The 21903-nt window shown below is 69.2% G+C and carries 19 protein-coding genes; 3 read left to right on the forward strand and 16 right to left on the reverse strand.

Annotated features, from left to right (window positions below; all coding sequences use genetic code 11):
* Positions 1-1056 carry a carbon-nitrogen hydrolase family protein gene (locus OO71_RS00750; protein ID WP_033287604.1) on the forward strand — a complete coding sequence of 352 codons (1056 nt, stop codon included), beginning with the start codon at positions 1-3 and terminating at the stop codon, positions 1054-1056.
* Here the strand turns inward: OO71_RS00750 and OO71_RS00755 are convergent.
* Genes OO71_RS00755 through OO71_RS00795 form a run of 9 tightly spaced genes read right to left on the reverse strand, consistent with a single transcriptional unit; the run spans position 1047 to position 10356 of the window.
* Positions 1047-1913 carry an alpha/beta fold hydrolase gene (locus tag OO71_RS00755; RefSeq protein ID WP_033287605.1) on the reverse strand — a complete coding sequence of 289 codons (867 nt, stop codon included), beginning with the start codon at positions 1911-1913 and terminating at the stop codon, positions 1047-1049. The two genes, OO71_RS00750 and OO71_RS00755, sit on opposite strands and share 10 nt — an antisense overlap.
* Complete coding sequence (locus OO71_RS00760; RefSeq protein WP_084144621.1) at positions 1910-2851, reverse strand: 3-carboxyethylcatechol 2,3-dioxygenase; 942 nt, start codon at positions 2849-2851, stop codon at positions 1910-1912. The genes OO71_RS00755 and OO71_RS00760 overlap by 4 nt, the downstream gene beginning before the upstream one ends.
* Positions 2848-3825: an NAD-dependent epimerase/dehydratase family protein gene (locus tag OO71_RS00765; RefSeq protein WP_051790859.1), complete on the reverse strand. Its 978-nt coding sequence runs from the start codon at positions 3823-3825 to the stop codon at positions 2848-2850. Before OO71_RS00765 ends, OO71_RS00760 begins: the two co-directional genes overlap by 4 nt.
* Complete coding sequence (locus tag OO71_RS00770) at positions 3822-4940, reverse strand: zinc-binding dehydrogenase (protein WP_033287606.1); 1119 nt, start codon at positions 4938-4940, stop codon at positions 3822-3824. Before OO71_RS00770 ends, OO71_RS00765 begins: the two co-directional genes overlap by 4 nt.
* Before the next feature lie 23 nt (positions 4941-4963).
* On the reverse strand, positions 4964-6439 hold the full coding sequence (locus OO71_RS00775) for an aldehyde dehydrogenase family protein (RefSeq protein ID WP_033287607.1): 1476 nt from the start codon (positions 6437-6439) through the stop codon (positions 4964-4966).
* Complete coding sequence (locus OO71_RS00780; protein ID WP_033287608.1) at positions 6436-7614, reverse strand: Gfo/Idh/MocA family protein; 1179 nt, start codon at positions 7612-7614, stop codon at positions 6436-6438. Before OO71_RS00780 ends, OO71_RS00775 begins: the two co-directional genes overlap by 4 nt.
* Entirely contained in the window at positions 7611-8546 is a 936-nt protein-coding gene (locus OO71_RS46905; RefSeq protein ID WP_051790860.1) for an isocitrate lyase/PEP mutase family protein, read from the reverse strand. The genes OO71_RS00780 and OO71_RS46905 overlap by 4 nt, the downstream gene beginning before the upstream one ends.
* Positions 8543-9064: a 3-isopropylmalate dehydratase small subunit gene (locus OO71_RS00790; RefSeq protein WP_033287609.1), complete on the reverse strand. Its 522-nt coding sequence runs from the start codon at positions 9062-9064 to the stop codon at positions 8543-8545. Before OO71_RS00790 ends, OO71_RS46905 begins: the two co-directional genes overlap by 4 nt.
* On the reverse strand, positions 9061-10356 hold the full coding sequence (locus OO71_RS00795) for a 3-isopropylmalate dehydratase large subunit (protein ID WP_033287610.1): 1296 nt from the start codon (positions 10354-10356) through the stop codon (positions 9061-9063). The genes OO71_RS00790 and OO71_RS00795 overlap by 4 nt, the downstream gene beginning before the upstream one ends.
* 112 nt (positions 10357-10468) lie before the next feature.
* Here OO71_RS00795 and OO71_RS00800 point away from each other — a divergent pair, with 112 nt between their 5' ends.
* Positions 10469-11134: a GntR family transcriptional regulator gene (locus tag OO71_RS00800; protein WP_162186014.1), complete on the forward strand. Its 666-nt coding sequence runs from the start codon at positions 10469-10471 to the stop codon at positions 11132-11134.
* On the opposite strand, the gene OO71_RS00805 is transcribed toward OO71_RS00800, so the two are convergent.
* The 7 genes from OO71_RS00805 to OO71_RS00835 form a co-directional block, all read right to left on the reverse strand.
* Complete coding sequence (locus tag OO71_RS00805) at positions 11107-11958, reverse strand: alpha/beta fold hydrolase (protein WP_033287611.1); 852 nt, start codon at positions 11956-11958, stop codon at positions 11107-11109. The two genes, OO71_RS00800 and OO71_RS00805, sit on opposite strands and share 28 nt — an antisense overlap.
* A gap of 3 nt (positions 11959-11961) precedes the next feature.
* The gene (locus OO71_RS00810) at positions 11962-13692 is read right to left on the reverse strand and encodes an FAD-binding protein (protein WP_033287612.1); all 1731 of its coding nucleotides are present in this window, start codon (positions 13690-13692) and stop codon (positions 11962-11964) included.
* A complete protein-coding gene (locus tag OO71_RS00815) occupies positions 13689-14471 on the reverse strand; it encodes an IclR family transcriptional regulator (RefSeq protein WP_033287613.1) in 783 nt (260 codons plus the stop codon). Before OO71_RS00815 ends, OO71_RS00810 begins: the two co-directional genes overlap by 4 nt.
* Position 14472: 1 nt before the next feature.
* Positions 14473-16113 carry a bifunctional 3-(3-hydroxy-phenyl)propionate/3-hydroxycinnamic acid hydroxylase gene (locus OO71_RS00820; RefSeq protein ID WP_033287614.1) on the reverse strand — a complete coding sequence of 547 codons (1641 nt, stop codon included), beginning with the start codon at positions 16111-16113 and terminating at the stop codon, positions 14473-14475.
* 232 nt (positions 16114-16345) lie between these two features.
* Entirely contained in the window at positions 16346-17065 is a 720-nt protein-coding gene (locus OO71_RS00825; protein WP_425388634.1) for an ABC transporter ATP-binding protein, read from the reverse strand.
* Complete coding sequence (locus OO71_RS00830; protein ID WP_033287616.1) at positions 17062-19755, reverse strand: branched-chain amino acid ABC transporter permease/ATP-binding protein; 2694 nt, start codon at positions 19753-19755, stop codon at positions 17062-17064. The genes OO71_RS00825 and OO71_RS00830 overlap by 4 nt, the downstream gene beginning before the upstream one ends.
* 33 nt (positions 19756-19788) lie before the next feature.
* The gene (locus OO71_RS00835; RefSeq protein WP_051790862.1) at positions 19789-20994 is read right to left on the reverse strand and encodes an ABC transporter substrate-binding protein; all 1206 of its coding nucleotides are present in this window, start codon (positions 20992-20994) and stop codon (positions 19789-19791) included.
* 195 nt (positions 20995-21189) lie between these two features.
* Between OO71_RS00835 and OO71_RS00840 the strand changes: the two genes are divergently transcribed.
* Entirely contained in the window at positions 21190-21870 is a 681-nt protein-coding gene (locus OO71_RS00840; RefSeq protein WP_033287617.1) for an IclR family transcriptional regulator, read from the forward strand.
* Positions 21871-21903 lie beyond the last annotated feature (33 nt).

A 21903-nucleotide genomic window follows, 5' to 3' on the forward strand; every position in this document is an offset into this window, starting at 1 on the left:
ATGGCAATCGACTACGACATCACCACGCGGGTGGCGGCCGTCCAGTCCGAACCGGTCTGGTTCGACGGCGACGCCACCGTGGACAAGGCCTGCCGGATCATCGACGAGGCGGGGCAGAACGGCGCGAAGGTGATCGGTTTCCCCGAGCTGTACGTGTCGGGGTACCCGTGGTGGCTCTGGGTCGGCAGTCCATTGTGGAGCAAGCAATTCCACCGTCGCTACTACGCGAGCTCGATGGAACTGGGCGACCGGCGCATGGACCGGATCAGGGAAGCCGCGCGGCGGAACGGCATGTTCGTGGTGATGGGCTACAGCGAATCCGCGGGGGCGAGCCTGTACATCAGCCAGGTGTTCATCGGCGACACCGGCGAGATCCTGGCCAACCGGCGCAAGCTCAAGCCCACCGACGTCGAACGCACGCTGTTCGGCGAGGGCGACGGGTCGGATTTGTTCGTGGTGGACACTCCGGCCGGGCGGATCGGCGGGCTGAGCTGCTGGGAGCATTACCAAGCTCTGGAGATCTTCACGATGACGGCCCTCCACGAGCAGATCCACGTCGCTTCGTGGCCCAGCAACGACGTCTTCCAGCACCCGGAACCCTGCTACAGCCAGACCACCGAGGCGGACCGGAAGCTGACGTCGGTCTACGCGGCGCTCACCCAGTCGTTCGTGATCTGCTCGACGACCCTGATCGGCCCGTCCGGCCACGAGGCATGGCAGCTCGACGCCGGCCAGAAGGCGGCTCTCCCGATCGGCGGCGGGTGGGCCGGAATCTTCGGCCCCGACGGCGACGAGCTGACGCGGGACCGCAGGATCGCGCCGGAGGAAGAGGGCATTCTGTACGCCGACATCGACCTGAACGACATCGTCGGGGTGAAGGCCGGGCTGGACCCGGTGGGGCACTATTCGAGGCCGGACATTTTCTCCCTGACCGTCAACACGCAAGGGAACTCACTGGTCCGCTATGCGGGTGCGGCCGATGACGGACGGCAGGTGGGTGTCGTCCGCCTTGACGGGAATGCGGATCAGGGTGAGCAGGTCTCGTCTCAGACGTAACCGGAAGCAGGTTGCCGGGCAAGAAACTCCGTCATCACCCCGTTGTACGTCTCGGCCTGTTCCCACTGCGGCCAGTGCCCGGCGCCCTCGATCAACGCGAACCGACCGTGCTGCAGACGGGACACCATGTCCAGCCCAGCCCGCGCTGGGCCGGACGGGTCGTCGCTGGTCCACACCACCAGCACCGGTCCCGGGAGCGACGCCAGTTCCTCGTCGGTCACCAGGTTGCGCCTGCGGACCACCGGGTCCTGCAGGCACAGCACGTGGCGCATCGACGTGGCGAACCCGGGCCGGGCGTAAATCCGGCGGCGGACTTCGACCAGTTCGGCGGTCACCGACTGCGGGTCGGCCATCAGCCATTCCAGGCGGCTGCGGATGCGTTCCGGGGAAGGGTCATCGGCCGCGGCTTGGCTCAGCGACCGGATCCTCGCCATGACCTCCGGCGTGGCCATGGTGCCGCCGGGGGTGTTCAGCACGAGCTTGCCCACCCTCTCCGGGAACGCTGCGGCGAATTTGATCGCGACCCAGCCACCCAGCGACTCGCCGCACAGGTCGGCGCGGGTGATCGACAGGACGTCGAGCAGGGCGCGCAGATGGTCGACGTAGTCGGCGATCTCGAGGTCGGCCGAGGCCGTCGTGGTGTATCCCTGCCCGGGGAAGTCGTATGCGATGACCCGGTGGCTGCGCGCGAGTACCGCGATGTTGCGGGCGTAGGCTTCGAGGTGCCCGCCGGTCCCGTGCAGCAGCACCAAAGGCGGGCCTTCCCCTGCCTCCAGCATCCGGGTGCGCCAGCCGTTCACCTGCACATAGCGCACGCCGAAGGAGAGATCGCCCAGCTCGGGCCAGATGGTCGTCACTGCGCCTCCACCGCGGTCGTCACCGCGAATCCGGTGAACCATTCGGGAATCGGCCGGTAATAGCGGGAGGTGACCGTGAATCGGCCCTGTTGCGCCAGTGCCGCGTAGGCCGCGATCCAGGTGCGGACCTCGTGCGCGGAGTGGCCTGCCTCGCGGACGAACCAGTCGGCGTCGTGCCCGTCGACTGCGGCGAAGTCACCGGCGGCGAGAGCGTCGAGAACGAGGGTGTCCCACGCGGGATTGAGCGGGCGGAAATCGGTGGTCCCGGCCGCGAACCGGGCTGCGGCGGCCACCGTGCCGGACTCTCGTTCCGCGCGCTGCTCCGGCGTCGGATTCCGACCGTGGGTGAGCCGTTCCGCCACCGCAGGCGGCGCTTCGGCGAGCCGTGGGACCGGCGGGTCGTGCGACAGGCCGCCGGACCCGATCACCAGGGTCCGGGTTCCCATCGCCGTGAGCGCCTCCCCGACCGCGCCGCCCAGCAAGCGGGACCGCACGGCCGGTCCCAGCGGTTCGGCCACGCAGTTGAGGAACAGCGGGACGACCGGCACGGCGTCGATCCGGTCGAAGAGGAACGTCAGCGGCTGCACGAAACCGTGGTCGACCCGCATGTCCTCGGACAGCGCCAGATCCAGCCCGGAAGCGAGGCACCGGCCGAGAATCGCGTACGCCGCATCCCGGTCGACGTGCAGTGGTCCCGCGGGCGTGCCGTAGTCGCCGATGGACGTCGCCGCCGCACCGACGCAGAACGACGGCATCACCTCGTAGAGGAAGCCGTTGTAGTGGTCGGGGGCGAACAACACGACGAGCTCGGGATCGAAAGCAGCCACGAACTCGCGTGCCGCAGCCAGCGCCTGATCGACCTCGGCCCGGACGTCCGGGTCCGGATCGTTCTTGCCCATCAAGGGTGAATGCGAAGTGGTGCACAGCGCGATGGTCATCGCGTTCCCCCTGTCGATGAGGTCAACGTCGGTTTGGCTTCGCGGTGGAAACTGCGGGGCTCGGTGGCCCAGAGCTCGGCGTAGGAGCCGTTGACGATCTCGTCGACGAGATCGGGATACGCGGGCATCCAGCCCAGGTCGGCGCGGGTGCGCGGCGCGCGGGTCCGGCTGTTGACTGCAAGGCCGATCGACACCCACCGCTCGCCCCAGATCTCCAGCGCGGTCTGGTAGTCGACGCTGCGCGTCCGGGTGTTCGTGACCCGCGCGACGGCTTCGGCGATGGTGCGGAAGTTCGCCTCGCCCGACACGACGTGGTACAGCGCCCCCGGCGTTCCCCGTTCCACGGCAAGAGCGGCCACCTCGGCGACGTCGTCGACATGTGCGTTCGAGTACAGGTTCAGCCCCGCACCCAGGTAGCAGGCTTCACCGGTGCGCAGCACGGAGTTGAAGAACTGCGGTACCTGGACCGAACCCGCGTGCCCCCAGATCAGCGGCGGCCGGACGACGAACGTGCGCAGCCCGCCGTCGGCCGCGGCCCGCACCAGCTGCTCGGTGGGAAGCCGCTCGCCGCGGTTCGGCAGCGGATCGTAGGGATACGGGTCGTCCTCGGCGAACGCGTCCTCGTTCCACTGGCCCTCGGTCGCGGGCACCGAGACGACGCCGGTCCCGGACATGAACACGAACGTCCGCGTCGCCGACCCGAGGGCCGACAGAATCGCGCCGACGGTCTCGTGTTCCGCGACGAACGGCATCATCGCCGAGAACGCGATCACGTCGTACGGCTGCAGCAACGCGCCCAGCGCACCCGGATCCGTGAGGTCACCCGGGACCGGCTCGATCCCGCGGCTGCGCAGGACAGCGGCCGACTGCTCGCTCCGGGCCAGGCCGGCAACCTGGTACCCCCGCCCGAGGAATGTCTGTGCCAGCCGGGAGCCCACGTACCCGGTCGCGCCGATGACCATCGCCCGCGTCATGCCGCACCTCCCGCGCGCTCGTCGAAAACGACGACGGACCGGATACCCGTGCCGTCGTGCATGGCGCGGAAGCCGTCGTTGATCTGGTCGAGCGTGAGCACGTCAGTGATCAGGCTGCCGATGTCGACCTTTCCCTCGGCAACCCAGCGGGCGAACTCCGGAATGTGGCTGCGGCCCTTCACATCCCCGGCCGGTGAGCCCTTGATCGTGCGGCCTTCGAGCAGCGCGTACGGGGGAATTTCCAGCACCTCGGTGGACGGCGCGAGCCCGACGATCGTGCACACGCCCCAGCCGTGCCGGGTCGCGTCGAAGGCCTGGCGCATGATCGAGGCCCGGCCGACCGCCTCGAAGGTGAAATCGGCGCCGCCGCCGGTCAGCTCCCGCAGCAGGGGCACCAGCTCGCCGGACGGGGTCGCGGACGCATCGACGAAACGGGTCGCGCCGAGCTTGGCGGCGATCGATTCCTTGTCCGCGTTGACATCCACCGCGATGATGGAACCCGCTCCGGCGATCCGCGCACCCTGCACGATGCTGAGCCCGACCCCGCCCATCCCGAACACGACAACGCTGCTGCCCGGCGTCACCTTCGCGGTGTTCAGCGCCGCGCCGAGGCCCGTGCTCACCGCGCAACCCAGACAGCACAGCTGCGCAAAGGGAACGTCCGCGTCGATCTTCGCGAGGCAGATTTCGCGGAGGACGGCGTGGTTGGTGAACGTCCCGAGTCCCTGGAACGGCAACAGCTTCGTCCCGTCCATTGTGGACCTGCTGGCCTGCTCGAGGTCGACGAGCACCTCCTGGCACAGATTGGTCTTGCCGCTGAGACAGCTCGGGCACGTCCCGCACTCGGCCAGGAACGCGACCACCCGGTCGCCCGGACGCAGGGTCGTCACCCCCGCGCCGATCTCCACAACGACCCCGGCGCCCTCATGCCCCGGGATTCCCGGGAATCCCACGTTGGCGGTGGCCAAGCCTTCGAGCGCGACCAGGTCCGTGTGGCACAGCCCGGACGCCTTGATCTCGACGAGCACCTCACCGGGACCCGGTGCGGCCACGTCGATGCGCTCGATTCTCAGCGGTTCCCGCGGCCCCGGTGCCACGGCGGCGATCGTCTGCATGAACCCAACCTCCTGGTGCCGGTTCAGAGCTGAACCATGACGGTCTTGGTTTCGGTGTACGCGTCGAGGACCTGCGTGCCGTGCTCCCGGCCGATGCCGGACTGCTTGAACCCGCCGAACGGCACGGTGCCCGCGCTCATCACGCCGTAGGTGTTCACCCAGATCGTCCCGGCCTCGATCGCTGCGGCGATCCGGTGTGCCCGGGACAGATCCCGCGTCCACAACGACGCGGACAGCCCGTAGACCGTGTCGTTCCCGAGGCGGATGACCTCGTCCTCGGTGGTGAACGTCAGCAATGCCGCGACGGGGCCGAAGATCTCCTCCTGCGCGATGCGGGACGCGTTGCTCAGGCCTTCGATCAGCGTCGCAGGCACGAACAACCCGCGTGGCGCCTCGGTGACCCGTACCACCGAGCCACCTTCTTGCTCGGCCACCTCGAAGTACGCGGTGACCCGCTCGTGGTGCTGCCGCGCGGCCAGCGGGCCCATCGTGGTGGCCGGGTCCAGCGGGTCGCCCAGGGTGCAGGCCTTCATCTGCTCCAGCAGAAGAGCGCGGAACTCGTCCTTGACCGATTCCTCGACGAAGATCCTCGACCCGGCCACGCAGCCTTCGCCGGAGCCCGCGGTGAACCCGAGCGCGGCGCCCTGCGCGGCGGCGGCGAGATCCGCGTCGGCGAACACGATCGTCGGCGACTTGCCCCCCAGTTCGAGCGTGACGCGCTTCAGGTCGCGGCTGGCGGTCTCCATGATGTGCTTGCCGACGGCTACCGAGCCGGTGAACGAAATCTTGTCGACCCCGGGGTGCCGGATCAAGGCTTCCCCGGTCACGCCGCCGTCCCCGGTGACGATGTTGACGACCCCCGGCGGTACGCCTGCCTCGTCGAGCAATTCGGCGAACCGCAGCGCGGTCAGTGACGACCACAGCGCCGGTTTCGCCACCACCGTGTTACCGGTGGCCAGTGCGGGCGCGACCTTCCACACGAGCTGGAGAAGCGGCCCGTTCCACGCGGTGATCGTTGCCACCACGCCGATCGGCTGCCGCACCACGTACGCGTGCATGCCCGGCGACGACGGCGCGGTCTGCCCGTAGATCTTGGTCGGCCAGCCCGCGTAGTGCCGCAGCACCTCCACCGAATGCGCGACCATCCACGTCGTGAGCCCGATCGGACCGCCCATGTCGGCCGATTCGAGCCGGGCCAGCTCATCGCTGTGCGCCTCGACCAGGTCCGCGATCCGCAGCAGCAGGGTGGTGCGTTCGTACGGCGCCACTCCCGACCACGAGGGGAAGGCTTGCCGGGCCGCTGCCACCGCCGCGTCGATGTCCTCCGGCCCGGCAACCGGGATGGCGGTCAGCGGCTGCTCGGTCGTCGGATCGATCGAATCGGCGTACGCCCCGGACCGGGGCTCGACCCACTTGCCGTTGAGGTAGAGCTTCTTGGGTCCGGTGGTGGCGAAGGCCGGGACCCCCGGCCGGGCGTCGGACACGGTGTCGGCTGTCATGCGGTTTTCCTTGCCTGGTCGGGTGTTCGGGGAACCTGGACGCGAGTGCGCTTCTCCGCTGCCTCGTTCACGCTGTCGAGGAGCTGGTGAATGCGGACGGCGTGGTCGAAGTCGAGCGGGTTGGGCGCACCGGCGCGCACCGCGTCGGCGTACTGCTGGTACAGGTGCGCGACGTTGTACGGCTGCCCTTGAGGGACGGCGTCCGGCACGCGCCGGTACGAGGTAGGCACCGCGAGGTCTTCGAAGTCCGCACCCTGGCCGGGCAGGCCGTAGACCCGCATGTCGCTGGGGATGCCGGGTTGCCGTTCCGCGGGCGGCAGCCGCTCTTTGCTGGTGACCGCGAGCAAGCCGGTGGACCCGCTGATTTCCAGGTGGAACGGCTTGTCCATGGCCGACGTCATCGTCATGTGCGCGGTCGCGACGCCGCCGTGTGCCAGCCGTCCCTGCACGAGGACGTGGTCGGGCGCGGTCACCGGGTAGTCGGCGCCGGCGCCTTCGACGGTGACGGTCGGCAGCAGCACCTCCAGGTAGGCCTGGAGGTCGCAGAACGGGCCGACGTAAGCGTCCATGATGTCCAGCGAATGCCCGCCCAGGATCGTGAGGCCGGCGTTCCCGCGGTCCCGGTCGACGATGTAGAGGTACGACTCGGGCAGTGCCAGCTGGGAGGTCTGGTCGTTGGCGCGCTGATGCACCACGGACATCACGTCACCGACGTAGCCCTGACCGATCAGATCCCGCACGTACGCGACTTCCGGTGCGCACCGGTTCTGCAGGCCGATGAGCGTCCGTACCCCGCGTGCCCGGGCGGCGTCGCGGAGTTCGATCGCCTGGCTCGTCGACGGGGCCAGCGGCCACTCGCAGAAGACGTCCTTTCCCGCCTCGATCGCCTGCCTGGTCAGGTCGAAGTGGGTCATCATGTTGGTGGTGACGCACACCAGGTCGAGGTCCGGATGACGGAGCATCCCGGCGTAGTCGCCGAACGCCAGCGGAATGCCGTGGGCATGCGCGGCGGCCTCCGCGCTGGATTGGCTGGTGGACGCGACGGCGACCAGCTCGAAGTCCGGCAACGCTTTGAGGGCAGGCACGTGGGCGACCGAGCCCCAGCGGAACCCGTCCGCCCGCGCACCCACGATGCCGACGCGGATCGGGCCCTGCCGATCAGGACGAATGTTCACTGCTGCCCCTTCAACCCGTTCTCGATGGCGAAATAGTCTTCGAGCCGCACGGCCTCCATCAGGGTCCGCACGTTGTGGTAGCGGCCGGGCCTCGCCACGATGAACCGGCCGTCGGTACCGTCCTGCTTGATCGCGGCGAAGGCTTCGGAGATCGCATTCGCGGCGGCGCCGAGCGCAGTCGCGGTGAACATGAAGAACGCGTAACCGGCGGCCGCCATGTCGTCGACGGTGTAGCCCTCCGGCGGCGGATTGCCCATGCCCATCACGGGTCCGTCGATGGCCTTCACCACCCGGCGGTGCAGCGCCATCTGTTCGTCCGGCGGGAGCGAGTCGTACGGCACGCCGTCGACGTTCATCAGCATCGGCATCACCATGTCGGCCCCGGCTTCGAGGTAGACATTGCAGCGCTCGATCACCTCGGCGAGCGAGACCGTGTCGGCATCCGTCCTTGCCACGATCACGAAATCGGGGTCGGTGCGGGCCGCACACGCCGCGGCGACCCGCTCGACGGCCTGCTCGCGCGTGACGATCGTGCGGGCGTCGAGGACCGGGCAGCGTTTCGGGAGCGGCTGGTCCTCGATGTGGATTCCGGCAATCCCCGCGCGCTCGAGTTCTCGCACGGTCCGGTGCACGTTCAGCACCCCGCCGAACCCGGTGTCGGCGTCGGCGAGGACCGGGATGTCGATCGCCGACGTGATCCGTGCGGCGTGCGAGGCGACCTCGCTCAACGTGAGCAGGCCGAGATCCGGCGCACCGAGCTGGGTCACCTCCATGCCGAGCCCGGTCAGGTGCACTGCCGGGAACCCGGACAGCTCCGCGAGCCGTGCGGACAACGGGTCGTAGCATCCGGCGGCGACGACCATGCCTTCGCGCAGCAGGCCGCGAAGCCTCGTGGTGGCCCGTTCGGCGGGCCGGGATTCGAGCTGGTTCACCGGGCCAGAGCTCCGTGCACCCGGGCGGCCGCCCACGGGGTGCTGCCGCCGGCTTCGAGGATGCCGAGCACGATCGGGCTGACCGGCTCGAATTCCCGTTCGGTGTGCCGGGTCAGGTTGACCGCGCGGCCGGCCCCGAGGTCGACCTCCAGCTCCTCCCCGGTCTCGGCGAAGGACGAGATCCCCGGAATGGACCAGACCGGTTTGCCCGCGTCGACGGCGGCCCGCAGGTACAACGCTCCCACGCTGTCCGCGAACATCGCGGCGAAACCGGCGTGGGCCGCGCCCTCGATCGCCGTCAGGTAGTAGTGCGCGTGCCCGGCCCCGAGGTTCTCGCCCGCGAGGAGCAGGTCACCCGGCCGGACGCGGCCCGCCAGCGACGGGTCGATGTCTTCCAGGACGTGCCGGGCGCATTCGGCCCAGTTCCTGGACATCCCGTACTCGTCGTACCGCGCCGGGACCAGATCGGTGGCCGATACGTGGTCGCCGACTTTCCAGACGGCACCTCGGAACTTCATGAGCGGGCTCCCTCGGGCAGGTAGGCGGCCGGGTCCGCGATGACCCCGGCGATGGCGGACGCAGCGGCGACGGCCGCGTTGCCCAGCAGGATTTCCGCGGCGGAGCTCCCCATCCGGCCCCGCAGCGTCTCGACCGAAGTGGACAGGCAGCGTTCCCCGTCGCCGAGCTTGAGCGGGGACAGATTTCCGTGGTAGCAGCCGCCGCAGCCGGGCTGGGTGACCGTCGCGCCCGCGGCGAGCAGGGTCGCGAGCGTGCCGTCGGCGGCTGCTTCCCGCGCCACCGCCGCGGAGATCGGGGTCACGACCAGCCGGACCCCGTCCGCCACCGAGCGGCCCCGCAGGATCTCGGCGGCCAGTGCGAGGTCCGAATGCCTGCCGCTGGAACAAGAACCGATGTTGACCGCGTCGAGGCCGAGCCCGAGGACGTCGTCCAGCTCGCGGACCCGGGTGATGTCGTGCGGGCCCGCGACCAGCGGCCGGACCGCACTGAGGTCGACGGTGTGGGTCAGCACGTATGGGGCATCGGCGTCCGGTGAGACGGGTTCGAACGGCTTGCGTGCGCGGGGACGCACGTAGGACAGGAGGCGGTCGTCAGGCGGGAAGATCATCGTGAGCGCACCCGTCTGCACCGCGCTGTTCGCGATCGCCATCCGGACGTCCACGGACAGGCTCGCGATGCCCGGTCCGGAGAACTCGACGACCCGACCGTTCACCACCCCGGCGAGGTCGCGCAGCAGCTGGTAGCCCACGTCCTTGCCGGTCACGCCCGGCGGCAGCTCCCCTTCGAGCCGCACGTCGATCGCTTCCGGGACCTGAAGCCAGACGTCGCCGGTGAGCAGGATCGCGTCGGTCCCCCACATCGACGGCATGGCGAAACAGTTCACCGCACCCATCGTCGAGCTCTGCGTGTCGAGGCCGATGACCACCGAACCGGGCAGTGCCCACCCGTCCTCGACCGGGATCTGGTGCGAGAGCCCGTTGCGCCCGAAGTCGTAGACCTGGCCGGGCGGAATGCCTTCCGCGGCGGCGAACTTGCGGATCTTCGGGTGCTCCCGTACCGCGGCGGCGGGCATCCAGTCGGGCTGGAAGGTGTGGTCGAAGCAGAAGATCACCTTCGCCGGATCCCAGACGTGCCAGCCGTTCGCCTCGAAGGTGTCGATGAACGTCGTGCCGTCCGGACAGGTCACCAGGTCGACGGCGGGCAGGACGATGGCACCCGGATCGGCCCGGCCGGTCCCCGCCGCCCGCGCGAGCAGCTTGCTGGTCATGGTCTGCGCCCTCGGGGCTGCCATCTGGACTCCTTCGGCCGGGCCTGCAATAATTGTTACACAATCGAACAATGAGACACTGGGTTTTACCACCCCGGTTTGACTACCCAGGGTCGTCGGCGACGAGGAGGGCATGATGAGCTCGGCAGGAACCGGACCGGCCGGAGACCCGGTGGTCCCGTTGACCGTGGTGACCACCGTCGACGCGGTCGCCGCGCACCTGACGGAGCGGATCCTCAACGCCGACCTCGAAACCGGCGCGCGCCTGCGCGAGTCGGCGCTGGCGGTCGACTACAACGTCTCCCGGCACACGCTCCGGGCCGCCCTCGCGCGGCTCACCAGTGCCGGTCTGCTCGTCTACGGCAGCAACAAGGGCTGGCGAGTCCGCGAGCTGAACAAGGACGACTTCGCCGACATCGCGTTTCTCCGGCTCGGCCTGGAACTCCACGCGCTGCGTGCGGTGGCCGAACGCGGCACCGGAATCGGCCCGGCGAAACAGAGTCTCGGCGAGATGCTCGCCATGACGGAGGACACCAGCTGGGTCCGCCGGCTGGTCGTCGACATGCAATTCCACCGCGAGCTCGTCGACGAGGCGGGCAGCCCCCGGCTGAGCGCCGCCTACCGCGACACGCAGCTTTCCCTGCACCTGTACCTGGTCCAGCGGCGCGACTGGTTCGAGCCGAAGTCGTTGCAGGAGTGGAAAGACCTGCACGAGCGGCTCGCCACCACCGTGGAGAGTGGCGACCCCGAACGCGTCGAAGCGGTGCTGCGGGCTCAACTTGCGTACTCCCTCAACGACTGACGGCCGAACTGCCCGGACAGGAACTCCAGCAACACCGCCACCGTCGGCTCGGGCTGCTCGATCTGCGGGCAATGACCCGCGTCGGCGATCCGCGCCGCGCGCGAAACCGGGATCTGCGTGGTGAGCTCGTCGGTCCAGCCGGTCGGCTTGAGCTTGTCCTCGGCACCGGCCACCACCAACGTGGGTACCCCGATCTCCCGGTACCCGATCCCCGGCGCGGGCCGACCCTCCGCTGCCGGGCGGCGGAACCGGGCGGCGGCAATGGCTTCCCACGCACCGGGCTCGATGCTGAGGCGATGCCGCCGCGCGACGTAGTCGTCGTCGGCTGGCCAGCGGTCTCCGTGGAACAACGCGGCGACGATGGCGCGCATCCCGTCGAGCGACCCGTCGTAGTCGAACAGCGCGTCGGTGTGCGGGGAGCTTTCCAGCTTCCCGCCTCCGGCGATCGACACGAGGGCCCGCGCGGGCAGCCGGGAGCGGCGCGAACCCGCGTCGGCCAGCGCCAGCATGCCGCCCATGGAATTGCCGATCACCGCGAAGTCGTGCAGACCGAGCGTGGCGCAAAACCTGGCCAGATGGGCGATCCGCCTGCCGCGGCCGTCGAGGAAGTCCACGATCTTGTCCGTCCGGCCGAAGCCGAGGAGGTCGGGCGCGATGACCCGGTAGTGCTCGGCCAGCGGGCCGATCGAGGACTCCCAGCAGATTTCCGCTCCGCCACCGAACTCGCCGCCGTGCAGCAGCAGGACCGGCTGTCCCTCTCCGGCGGTCAAGTAGCTGGTGCTGATTCCGTCGACGACCACGGTCGATCGCGTATAGGTATCCATCGGTCAGCTCCGTGGTCCGGTGGATTCGCGTTCGCGCAAGGACTGCGCGGCATGCCGGGCGGCGACGAAGCCGAACGCCATGGCGGGTCCGATGGTGGCCCCCGCTCCGGCGTAGCTCCGGCCCATCACGCTGGCCGCGGTGTTCCCGGTGGCGTACAGGCCCTCGATCACCGTTCCGTCCCGGCGGTACACCCGGGCCGAGGCGTCAGTGACCAGCCCGCCGTTCGTGCCGAGGTCACCGGGGACGATCTGGAACGCGTAGAACGGTGGCTTGTCGACGACGGCGAGGTTGGGATTGGGCAACGTGGCATCGCCGTAGTAGTTGTCGTAGGCGCTGTCGCCCCGGTTGAAGTCGTCGTCATGTCCGGACCGGGCCAGCGCGTTGAAGCGCTCGGCGGTCGCCACCAGTGCCGGGGCGGGTACGCCGATCTCGGCGGCGAGTTCCGGCCAGCTGTCCGCTTTCTTCACCACGCCCGAGTCGAGCCATGCCTGCGGAACGCTGCCACCGGTGGGCACCGGTGCGCCCGGAATCCGGGGCAGCGGCAGGTGACCGGCGAAGACGTAGCGGCGCCAGCTGCGCGTGTCGATGATCAGCCAGGACGGAATGTGCGCGACCCCCGAGCGCTCGCCCGCGATGACGGCGTGCCCGAAATCGGTGTACGGCGCAGCTTCGTTGACGAACCGCACACCCGCCCCGTTGACCACGAACTGGCCGGGGATCATGCGTTCGTTCAGCATGAACTGCATCCGCCCGTCCGGCCACGGGATGGCCGGGAACCACCATGCCTCGTCCATCAGGTCGGTCGCGGCGTCCAATGCCTGTGCGGCCTTGATGCCGTCGCCGGTCGCGCCGTCGTTGCCGAGGCTCCAGTCGTGGTCGATCACCGGTTCGTGCTGCATGCGCATCGGCAGATCGTGGTCGAACCCTCCGGTTGCAAGCACCACCCCACCGGTACTCCGGACCCGGACTGTCTCCCCGGAGCGCTCGACCGTGATCCCGGTGACGCTGCCGCCGCCGTCGCTGAGGAGGCCGGTCATCGGGCTGTCCAGCCACACTTCGACGCCGTGGTCGCGCAGCGCGAGCCACAGCCGGGCGGCGAGCGACTGTCCGATGGCGACCATCTGCACGCCGGTCACCCTTGCAACGGCCATGCGCCACAACAGTTTTGCGAGAATGCGCTTACCCCGCCAGCTCTGCCGGATGGTGTAGAAATCGTGCAGTTCCTTCGGGCCGAGCCAGATTCCCAGTGGGGCCAGGGCAAGAGGTTTGCGCAGCAGGGCCGCGTCGGTGCCGAGCGTCCGCAGGTCCAGGGGCGGGACATTGACCGTCCGTCCCAGCGCGGTCCCGCCGGGAAGATCGGGGTAATAGTCGGGATATCCCGGTTTCCAGACGAATTGCAGATGCGGGCTCGCCGTTTCCAGGAAATCGATCATCTCGGGGGTCGCCTCGACGTAGGCGCGCAGTCGCTCGTCATCTACCAGGCCTGCGGTGATCGCGCGCAGGTACTCCATGGCGTCGTGCGCGGTTCCCCGGTACCCGTCCCGCAGCAGTGCTTTCGCGCCGGGCGCCCAGATTCCCCCGCCCGACAACGCGGTCGTCCCGCCGAACACGGGTGCCTTCTCCACCAGCAGGACGTCGAGACCCGCCGCTTTCGCGGTGAGCGCCGCGGTCATCCCGCCGCCGCCCGACCCGACGACGACCAGGTCCACTGTGCGTTCCTCGATGCCGGTCATGCCGCTCCGTTCTGTGAACCGTCGATCGCCGTGGCGGTGAGACACGCCTGCCGGGTGACCAGCGTCGCGGCCCGCTGGAGCCGGCGGCGGATCGGCTGCTCCAGCCGCTGGAACTGGCGTTCGGGCATGGTCGCGCTCACCGCGGCCTGGACGAAACCGTCGGCGTCCCGGATGGGGACCGCCACGCAGCACACTCCGGGTACGGTCTCCCCGCGATCGTGTGCCCAGCCCTGCTGCACGACCTGCGCCAGCTCGTCTTTCAGCACAGCAAGCGACGTGGTCGTGTGCGTGGTGGACCGCGGTAAGCCGTGCTCTTCCGCAACCGCCCCGGCGTAACCGGCGGGCCGATCCGCGAGCAGCACTTTCCCGACCGCGGTGCTGTGCGCCGGGACAACGAGCCCCACACCGGACACCGACAGGGTGGGCGCGCCTGCTCCAGTGATCTTGTCGACGTAGACGACATCCCGCGTCCGGACGGCGGCTACGTGCACGGTGACCCGGGCCGCGTCGGCGAAGGCAGCCAGGACGGCGCGCGACGGGCCGAGGAAATCCGTGGTGGAAACCAAGGTGCGGTGCAGTTCGAAGACGCGCCAGCCGAGCCGGTAGCGACCCGAGCCGGTCCGGCGGATCAGCCCGATTTCCACCAAAGTGGACAGTAACGCGTGGGCACTCGACTTGGGCACGTGCATCCGCTCGGCGACCTCGCTGACTCCCCATTCCGGCGTACCCGGGGTGAACAGGTTCATCACGTCGCCCGCTTTGCAGACTGTTCCGAGCATGTCAGGCCACCACTTCCGCCACCGGCTGGTCCTGCGGGAGCAGCCGCAACGCCTGGACGAGCCGGTCCGACGTCAGCGTGACCGACTGCGCCACGGACGCGGCAGCCACACAGCGGTCCGGACGGAGGAAGAGCACCGACTCCTCATGCGTGTCGAACCACGCTTTGAGCTCTCCCTTGACGTCGCCGATGACTGTCACCGAGGGATCGTCGGAACCGTGCCACGCGAGCTGCGGCTGCGGCCGCGCGTCGATGAGGGTTGCGCCCATGGCACGCCAGGTGTCGGCAACCTGCTTGCCGAGCACGCGAAGCGGCGAGTTGTTCCAGGCGAGCACGGCGAACCAGGTACCGAGCACCTCGTCGAGCGGCACGCTGCGGCCGTCCCGCAGGGCGACCGTCGGCTGGATGAACAACGTGCCGACCGGCGAACGTTCCCGGTCGCTGCGCGGATCGTGCACGACGGCGCCCCGGTCGTAACGCGGCATGGGCTTGAACCGCATTTCGACGACGTACCGCTTGAGCGAAGGCAATCGCGAAGCGGCGAGCAGGAGTGCATCGCGCACCCCGGCGACGAGCCGGTTGGTCGGCGAGATCACCCGGCCGACGGCGGTCGACAGCTTGATCATCGCGAGGGCGTGCGCGCGCCGCTCTTCGTCATAGGTGTCCAGGAGGCCGTCGGCAGCGAGACCCGTGACGACCGCGGACAGCTTCCACCCGAGGTTCATCGCGTCGCGGATTCCGCTGTTGTAGCCCTGTCCCTGCCAGACCGGCATGAGGTGCGCGGCGTCTCCGGCCAGCAGGACCCGGCCTTTGCGGAAGACCCCGGCAATCCGGGAGTGATGGGTGTAGACCCGGCTGCGCATGATCTCGACGGCGGACGGGTCGGGCAGGAAGGGCCCGAGGCGGGCGGCGAGGAACTCCGGAGTCGTTGCCTCGTCGGTGCTTTCGCCGTCCTTGACCATGAATTCGAAGCGGCGGATGCCGTGCGCGATGGAGACGGACACGAAGGGCCGGAGCGGATCCGCGCCGACGTAGATGTTCGGCGTCCCCACCGGATCGTTCGCGATGTCCACGACCAGCCAGCGGGTGGGCGAGGTCGTGCCGTCGAACGTGACGTCCAGCAGCCGCCGCGTGATGCTGCGGCCGCCGTCGCAGCCGACCACGTACGAGGCCCGCATCTCGACCAGTTCGCCGGTTTCCTTGCGGAGCACCACATCGACGCCGTCCGCGTGCTGGGTGAAGCCGACCAGTGCGTGCCCCCAGGACACCGAAACGCCGGGAAACCGTTCGGTACCGGCGACCAGTTCGGCGTCGACCAGCGGCTGCACGAAACCGTTGCGGCGCGGCCAGCCGAACGGCTGCACGGCGGGCGCGATCTCCGCGATCAGCCGCCGCCGGTGGTTGACGAACCGCATGATCTGGTTCGGCACGGTGTGCGGAAGAACGCGGTCGGCCAGGCCGATGGACTGGAAGGTCCGGAGCGCTTCGTCGTCGAGCCCGACGCCGCGCGGGTAGTCGATGAGGGTGGCCCGCTCCTCGGCGACCGCGGTCCGGACGCCGCGCTGGCCGAGCATGTTCGCGAGCGTCAGGCCCACCGGACCGGCTCCGACGATGAGGACGTCCACCCGCTCTTGGCTCTGCATCTTCACCTCGGTGTGTAGATAACGCGCGGGGCGTTGCGATAACTGCGCTGGTCATCGTCGCAAGCGCCCGGGCGGCGTGTCAATAGATTGTGGAACTGTGTAACAATCTCTTCGAAGAGGTGAGGTCTGGTTCGGTTCTCACGGCAGGAATACCTGCAGCCAGGGTCGCCAAAGGGCGGCGGCCGGGTCACCCAGCCGCCGCCCTTTGCGCATCCCCCGGAACCGGCGGGAATCAGCTCTCGTGGCCGAAATACCCGCCGATCAGCGCTTCCTGGTCAAGTTCCGACGGCGCACCCGAGAACCGCACCCGTCCCTTGTCCAGCAGGTACACCACATCCGCGATGTCAAGCGCCCGACGCACGTACTGCTCCACGATCACCAGCGCGACCCCGTCCGCGGCCAGCTCGTGCAGCCGCCCGAAGATGTCGTCGACGATCTTCGGCGCCAGGCCCATCGACACTTCATCGAGCAGTACCACCCGGGGCCGCGCAATCCACGCCCGGCACAGGGCCAGCATCTGCTGCTGCCCGCCGGACATCGTGCCCGCGATCTGGCCGAAGCGCTTGCCCACTTCGGGGAACGTGCCGAGCGCGCGGTCGAGGGAAGCTGGTGCCCCGGGTGGCAGGTAGAGGGTCAGGTTCTCCCGGACGGTGAGGCCCGCGAATATGCCCCGTCCCTCCGGGATGAGGCACAGGCCCGCTTCGGCGCGCCGGTGTGGCGGTTCCGTGGTCACTACGCCGCCATCGATGGACACTGCGCCGTGTGTGGCGGGAACGGTTCCGGAAGCCACCCGCATCACCGTCGTCTTGCCTGCGCCGTTCGGGCCGAGCAGCGCGACGATGGAACTGTGCGGGACCGTCAGCGAGACGTCCCGGAGAACGGTGGTTCCGCGGTACCCCGCGGTGACATCCGTGAGGGCCAACGCGGCCGATGGTGCAGTCAAGCGCCTCACCCCTTCGTGACAAAAGTGGAGTCCGGCTCGTCGCTGGACACGTCGTCGCCGAGATAAGCCGCTCGCACGATCGGCGAGCCCATCACCTCGGCCGCGGACCCCTCGAAGATCAACCGCCCGAAATCGAGGACATAGACGTACTCGCAGACCATCTGGACCAGAGCCATGTCGTGTTCCACCAGCAGAATCCCGATGCCACGCTGCTCGACGGCGGCCCGCAGCACCTCGCCGAAGCGCCGCGTCTCTTCGCGGTCCAGGCCGGACGACGGCTCGTCGAGGAGCAGAAGCCGGTGCGGACCGGCGAGGCAGCGCGCCAGTTCGACGAGCCGCCGCTGCCCGGTGGACAACGCTGACACCGGATGGTCGCGGAGGTGGCTGATGCCGCAGGTACGCAGCACTGCCTCGGCCACCGCGGACGCCTCCCGCCGGGCCGACCGGGTCGCGGCAAGGTGGGTCAAGGGATTTCGGCCTGCTCGGCTGCCTTCGAAGCCGAGCTCGACATTCCGAAGTACCGAAGCGGAGTCGAAAAGCTCCATCTTCTGGAACGTCCGGCCGAGTCCCATGCGGGCACGAGCCGCGGGACCCATTGCCGACAGCCGGTGCCCGTCGAGCGTGACCTGTCCGTCGAACGACCGGTTGAGACCCGAGATGACGTCGAACGTGGTCGTCTTGCCCGCGCCGTTGGGCCCGATCAGCCCGGTGATCCGGCCGGTGGGCACGGACAGGGAAAGCCCGTCCACCGCGACCACGCCGCCGAACCGCACCCGGACGTCGTCCACCCGAAGCTGGGCGGGTACCACGTTCTCCGGCTCACGCGGTGGTACCCGGTCGCCGCTGCGGCTGCGACGGGGAACCAGCCGGTCGACGCGGCGGCTGATCGCCCCCGGTACTCCCCCTCGGCGGTCTGCGGGCATCAGTGCGTACCCGACTGCGAATACGCCGAACAGGAGCTCCAGCCAGTAACTCGTGTTGGTGCTGGGAAAGTACGCCGGGATGAGCGTCAGGCCGCCTGCGCCGAGAAGCGCGTACCACGGTTCGCGGCCGGGCTGGATCACGACCACGGCGAAGTACGTCAAGGACAGCAGGGGTGCATAGGAGTCGGCGGTGACGACGCCTTGCGCCGCACCGGCAAGTGCCCCGCCGATGGCCGCGAGAAACGCGGACAGGCAGAACACCAGCACGCGGGTGACATTCACGGACGTACCCACCGTCGCGAGTCCCCGTGGACTGTCGCTGAGTGCCTGCAGCAGGCGGCCGAGACGGCTGCGATTCAGCCAGACCACGACGAGGGTGCAGAGCGCGGCAAGCACGAGCACCAGACGGTAGAAGCCCGCATCGGTCGCCAGGAAATCCGCGCCCGGACGGGGTTCTTCCAGCCCGAGTCCCGAACTGCCGAACAGATACGGCTCGGTGTAGAACATGTACGCCAGCACGATCCCGAACCCCAGCGTGGCCAGTGCGAGATACAACCCCGACAGCCGGATCGCGGGGATCGCGAGCAGCGCACCGATCGGGACGGCAACAGCGCCCGCCAGGAGGAGCGCGACCACCCACGGCAGCCCGAAGTCCACCGCGAAGTGGGAGAACGCCGCCGCGCCGACCGCCATGAACCCGACCTGCGCCAGCGAAACCTGGCCCGACGTCCGGACGAGAAGCCCCAGCGAGAGGAACACGATCGAGGTCGCCAGGAAGAGCGTCCAGTCGTTCACGTAGTACCCGACCAGGTCCGGAACCAGGTACAGCGCGGCGAACAACACCACCCCGAAGACCGCTTGCAGCTGCCAGGGCGCGCGCCAGGCCCCGGATGCCGACGGACTCGCCGATGCCTTGTCCGCCAGGCGTTCCCGGCGGGAGACGAGGAGCACGACGAACAACGTCACGAACGGCAGGGCGGCGGGCAGCCCGGCAAGCAGGCCACTGGAGAAGTACTTGGTGGCCAGCGACGACACCACCCCGATGGCCAGCCCGCCGAGGTAGGTCATCGGCAGGCTCGCGAACCGGCCGATCGCCGCCGCCCCGAACGCCTGTGCCACCAGCAGGGTCAGCACGGTGGCGTCGAGCCGGATCATCGGCGCGATCAGGATGCCGGACAGCGTCGCGAAGCAGACGCCGATCATCCAGGCATACCGCCGGATCCGGACCGGGTTCGTCCCGGCGAGGCCCAGCAGCTCGGAATCGTTGACCACCGCCTTCATCGCGACGCCGGTCCGCGTCGTCTTGAAGAAGACGTACAACGCCGTCGTGGCACACAAGCCGATCGCCGCGACGATCAGGTCGCTCACCTTGACCGGCGTACCCGCGATTTCCACGGCGTGGTCAGGGAAATACTGCGGAACAGTCCGAGTTTCCGTCTCGCCGTAGACGATCACGATGACCGACTGCACGATCAGCAGAATCCCGACCGTGGCCAGCGTCCGCATGACGAGGCTGGCGTCGGCCAGTGCCCGCGCCACGCGTTCGAAGCCCAGCGCCAGCAGCGGCGCGACGACGCCGACGCACACCACTCCCGCCACCAGCGGCGGCAGTCCGTTCAGCACGGACAGCTGGTAGAAGAGAAACGCCGCCACCGTCGCGAGCGCCCCGTGCGCGAAGTTGAAGATCCCGGAGGTTTTGTACGTGAGGATCAGCCCGGCACCGGCGAGCCCGTAGACCGAGCCCGTCACGATGCCGGCGATGAGGAACGGAAGCATGGAGGACACCCTTCCCGGAAGAATGCAGCCGGCTCAGCGGAGCTTGGCGATCGCGGCCTCGACCAGATCGGCCGGCGCGCAGTTGGTCTTCAGCCCCTCTGGGGTCACGAAAGCACCGCCGCGGATGGCGATCGTGAACCAGCAGTTGAGATGCGTCGGCTTGCCTTCCGTGAAGGTGAGCGGCGACGGCACCAGCCCGCCCAACGTCTCGCCCTTCAGCGCGTACAGCCCCTTCTTGACGCTCTCCTTGGTCACCGCCGCGGAGCCGATCTGCTCCACTGCGGCGGTGAAGAGCTTGCCGCCGAGATACGCATAGGTGCCGTTGCCGCCGCCCGCGTCGCCGAGGCCGTTGTCCTTGAGCAGTTGCTGGTACGCCTTGGTGGCCGGGGTCGAGGTGTCGAAGAACGGGAAAGCGGTCTCGACACTCAGGGTTCCGTCGACGCTCGGATGCTTGAGCCATTCCGTCGACACCGTCCCGGCACTCCCGATGACCTTGGCCTTCACCCCTTGCGCGGCGCATTCGTCGGCGACCCGGACCGCGACCTGCGCGGCCTGGTCGATCATGTAGGACTGGACGCCCGCGTCCTTGATCGCCTGGCACGGCGCGGTGTAGTTGGGCGCGGAGGCCAGGATCTTCTGGATCACCGGCACCTCGATGCCCACCACCGGCGCGTAATTGCGGTACGTGCCCGCCGCGGTCGCACAGACCGGCGCTTCGGCGCAGTACAGGTCGCCCATCTTCTTCCCGAGCTTGGCGGCGGTCGCGACCTTGCCGTAGGTCTGCGCGACGTTGTTCGTGCCGATCGGGAAGAAGTTCGGATCGGTCATCATCGAGCTCGACGAGGTCATCCCGCCGATCACCGGAACCCCGGCCTGCGCCGCGACCGGCGCCCAGGTGTCGGCGTTCACGCTGATCTGCCCCACGATCGCGACGACCTTGTCCTTGCTGATCAGCTCGCGCGCCGCGGTGAGCGCCGTCGTGGCGTTCCCGCCGTCGTCCTTGACGACCAGCTTGACCGTGCGGCCGTTGATTCCCCCGGCCTTGTTCACCCCGGCCGCCCAGGCCTCGATGACGCCACGGGCAGGTCCGAGACTCGACGAGAGCGCGCCGGAATACGTGCCGATGTTGCCGATGACGATCTCGTCCTTCGCCGCGCTGCTTCCGCTGCCGCATCCGGCGGCCGCGCCGGCGACCAGCGCACCGGCGGCAACGACGCCCGCGAGCCTTCGTGTTTTCATGTGCACTCCAGGGTGTTCCCGACCGCGCTGACGGGTCCGCACGACAACCACAATGACCGTCGCACTCTACGAACCGGCGAGGGCCACCCCGGACCGTCGTTCGGCATACCCGAACGACCGCATCGGGGCCGAGAGACGAGCGGCCACAGTGAATTCCGTGAATCCCGTGATCCGCCACCTTCCCGGACCGGCCGCATGACCGGCGGCACCCGGCAGCCGGGCAGCCAGACCCTGGCGCGCGGCCTGCACGCCCTGCTCACCGTCTCGGCCTCGCCCACCGGCATTTCGAGCACCGCACTGGCGGCGGCGCTGGGCGTCCACCGCTCCATCGCGTACCGGATCCTGCAGACCCTGGGCGAGTTCGGGTTCGTCACCCGCACCGACGACGGGCTCTACCATTCGGGCGCGCAGCTGGCCGCGCTGTCCGGCAGCTATCTCCACCGCCTCCGCCACCTCGCGGTGCCGGTGATGCGGACACTGGCGGACGAGCTGGGCGCCACGATCTCCCTATTCGTCCGGGAAGGCCGGGAAGCCGTGGCGATCGAGATCGTCGAGCCGACGACAGTTTCCCACCATCTCGCGTTCCGGCCCGGCATGCGCACCCCGATCGACCGCGGCGCCGCGGGTTACGCACTCCTGTCCGCCGAGGACGCGGGACCCGGCGACGTGGCCGAGGCGGTCGAGGCACGCCGACGGGGTTACGCCAGCAGCCACGGCGAGATCGACCCCAACGCTTACGCCGTCGCGGCGAGGGTCCCCGGATGCACGCCCGCAGCTTGTCTGAACTTGATCACGTACCACCGGGAACAAGCCGAGTCCTCGCCGCCCCGGATCCGGGAAGCCGCCGAGGAAATCGGGGTCCGCCTCGCCGGGTGAGGCCGGTGTCCCTGCCGTGCGGCGCGGCCCCTG

Origin of the sequence: Amycolatopsis jejuensis (assembly GCF_000717335.1) — a bacterium.
Lineage (GTDB): Bacteria > Actinomycetota > Actinomycetes > Mycobacteriales > Pseudonocardiaceae > Amycolatopsis > Amycolatopsis jejuensis.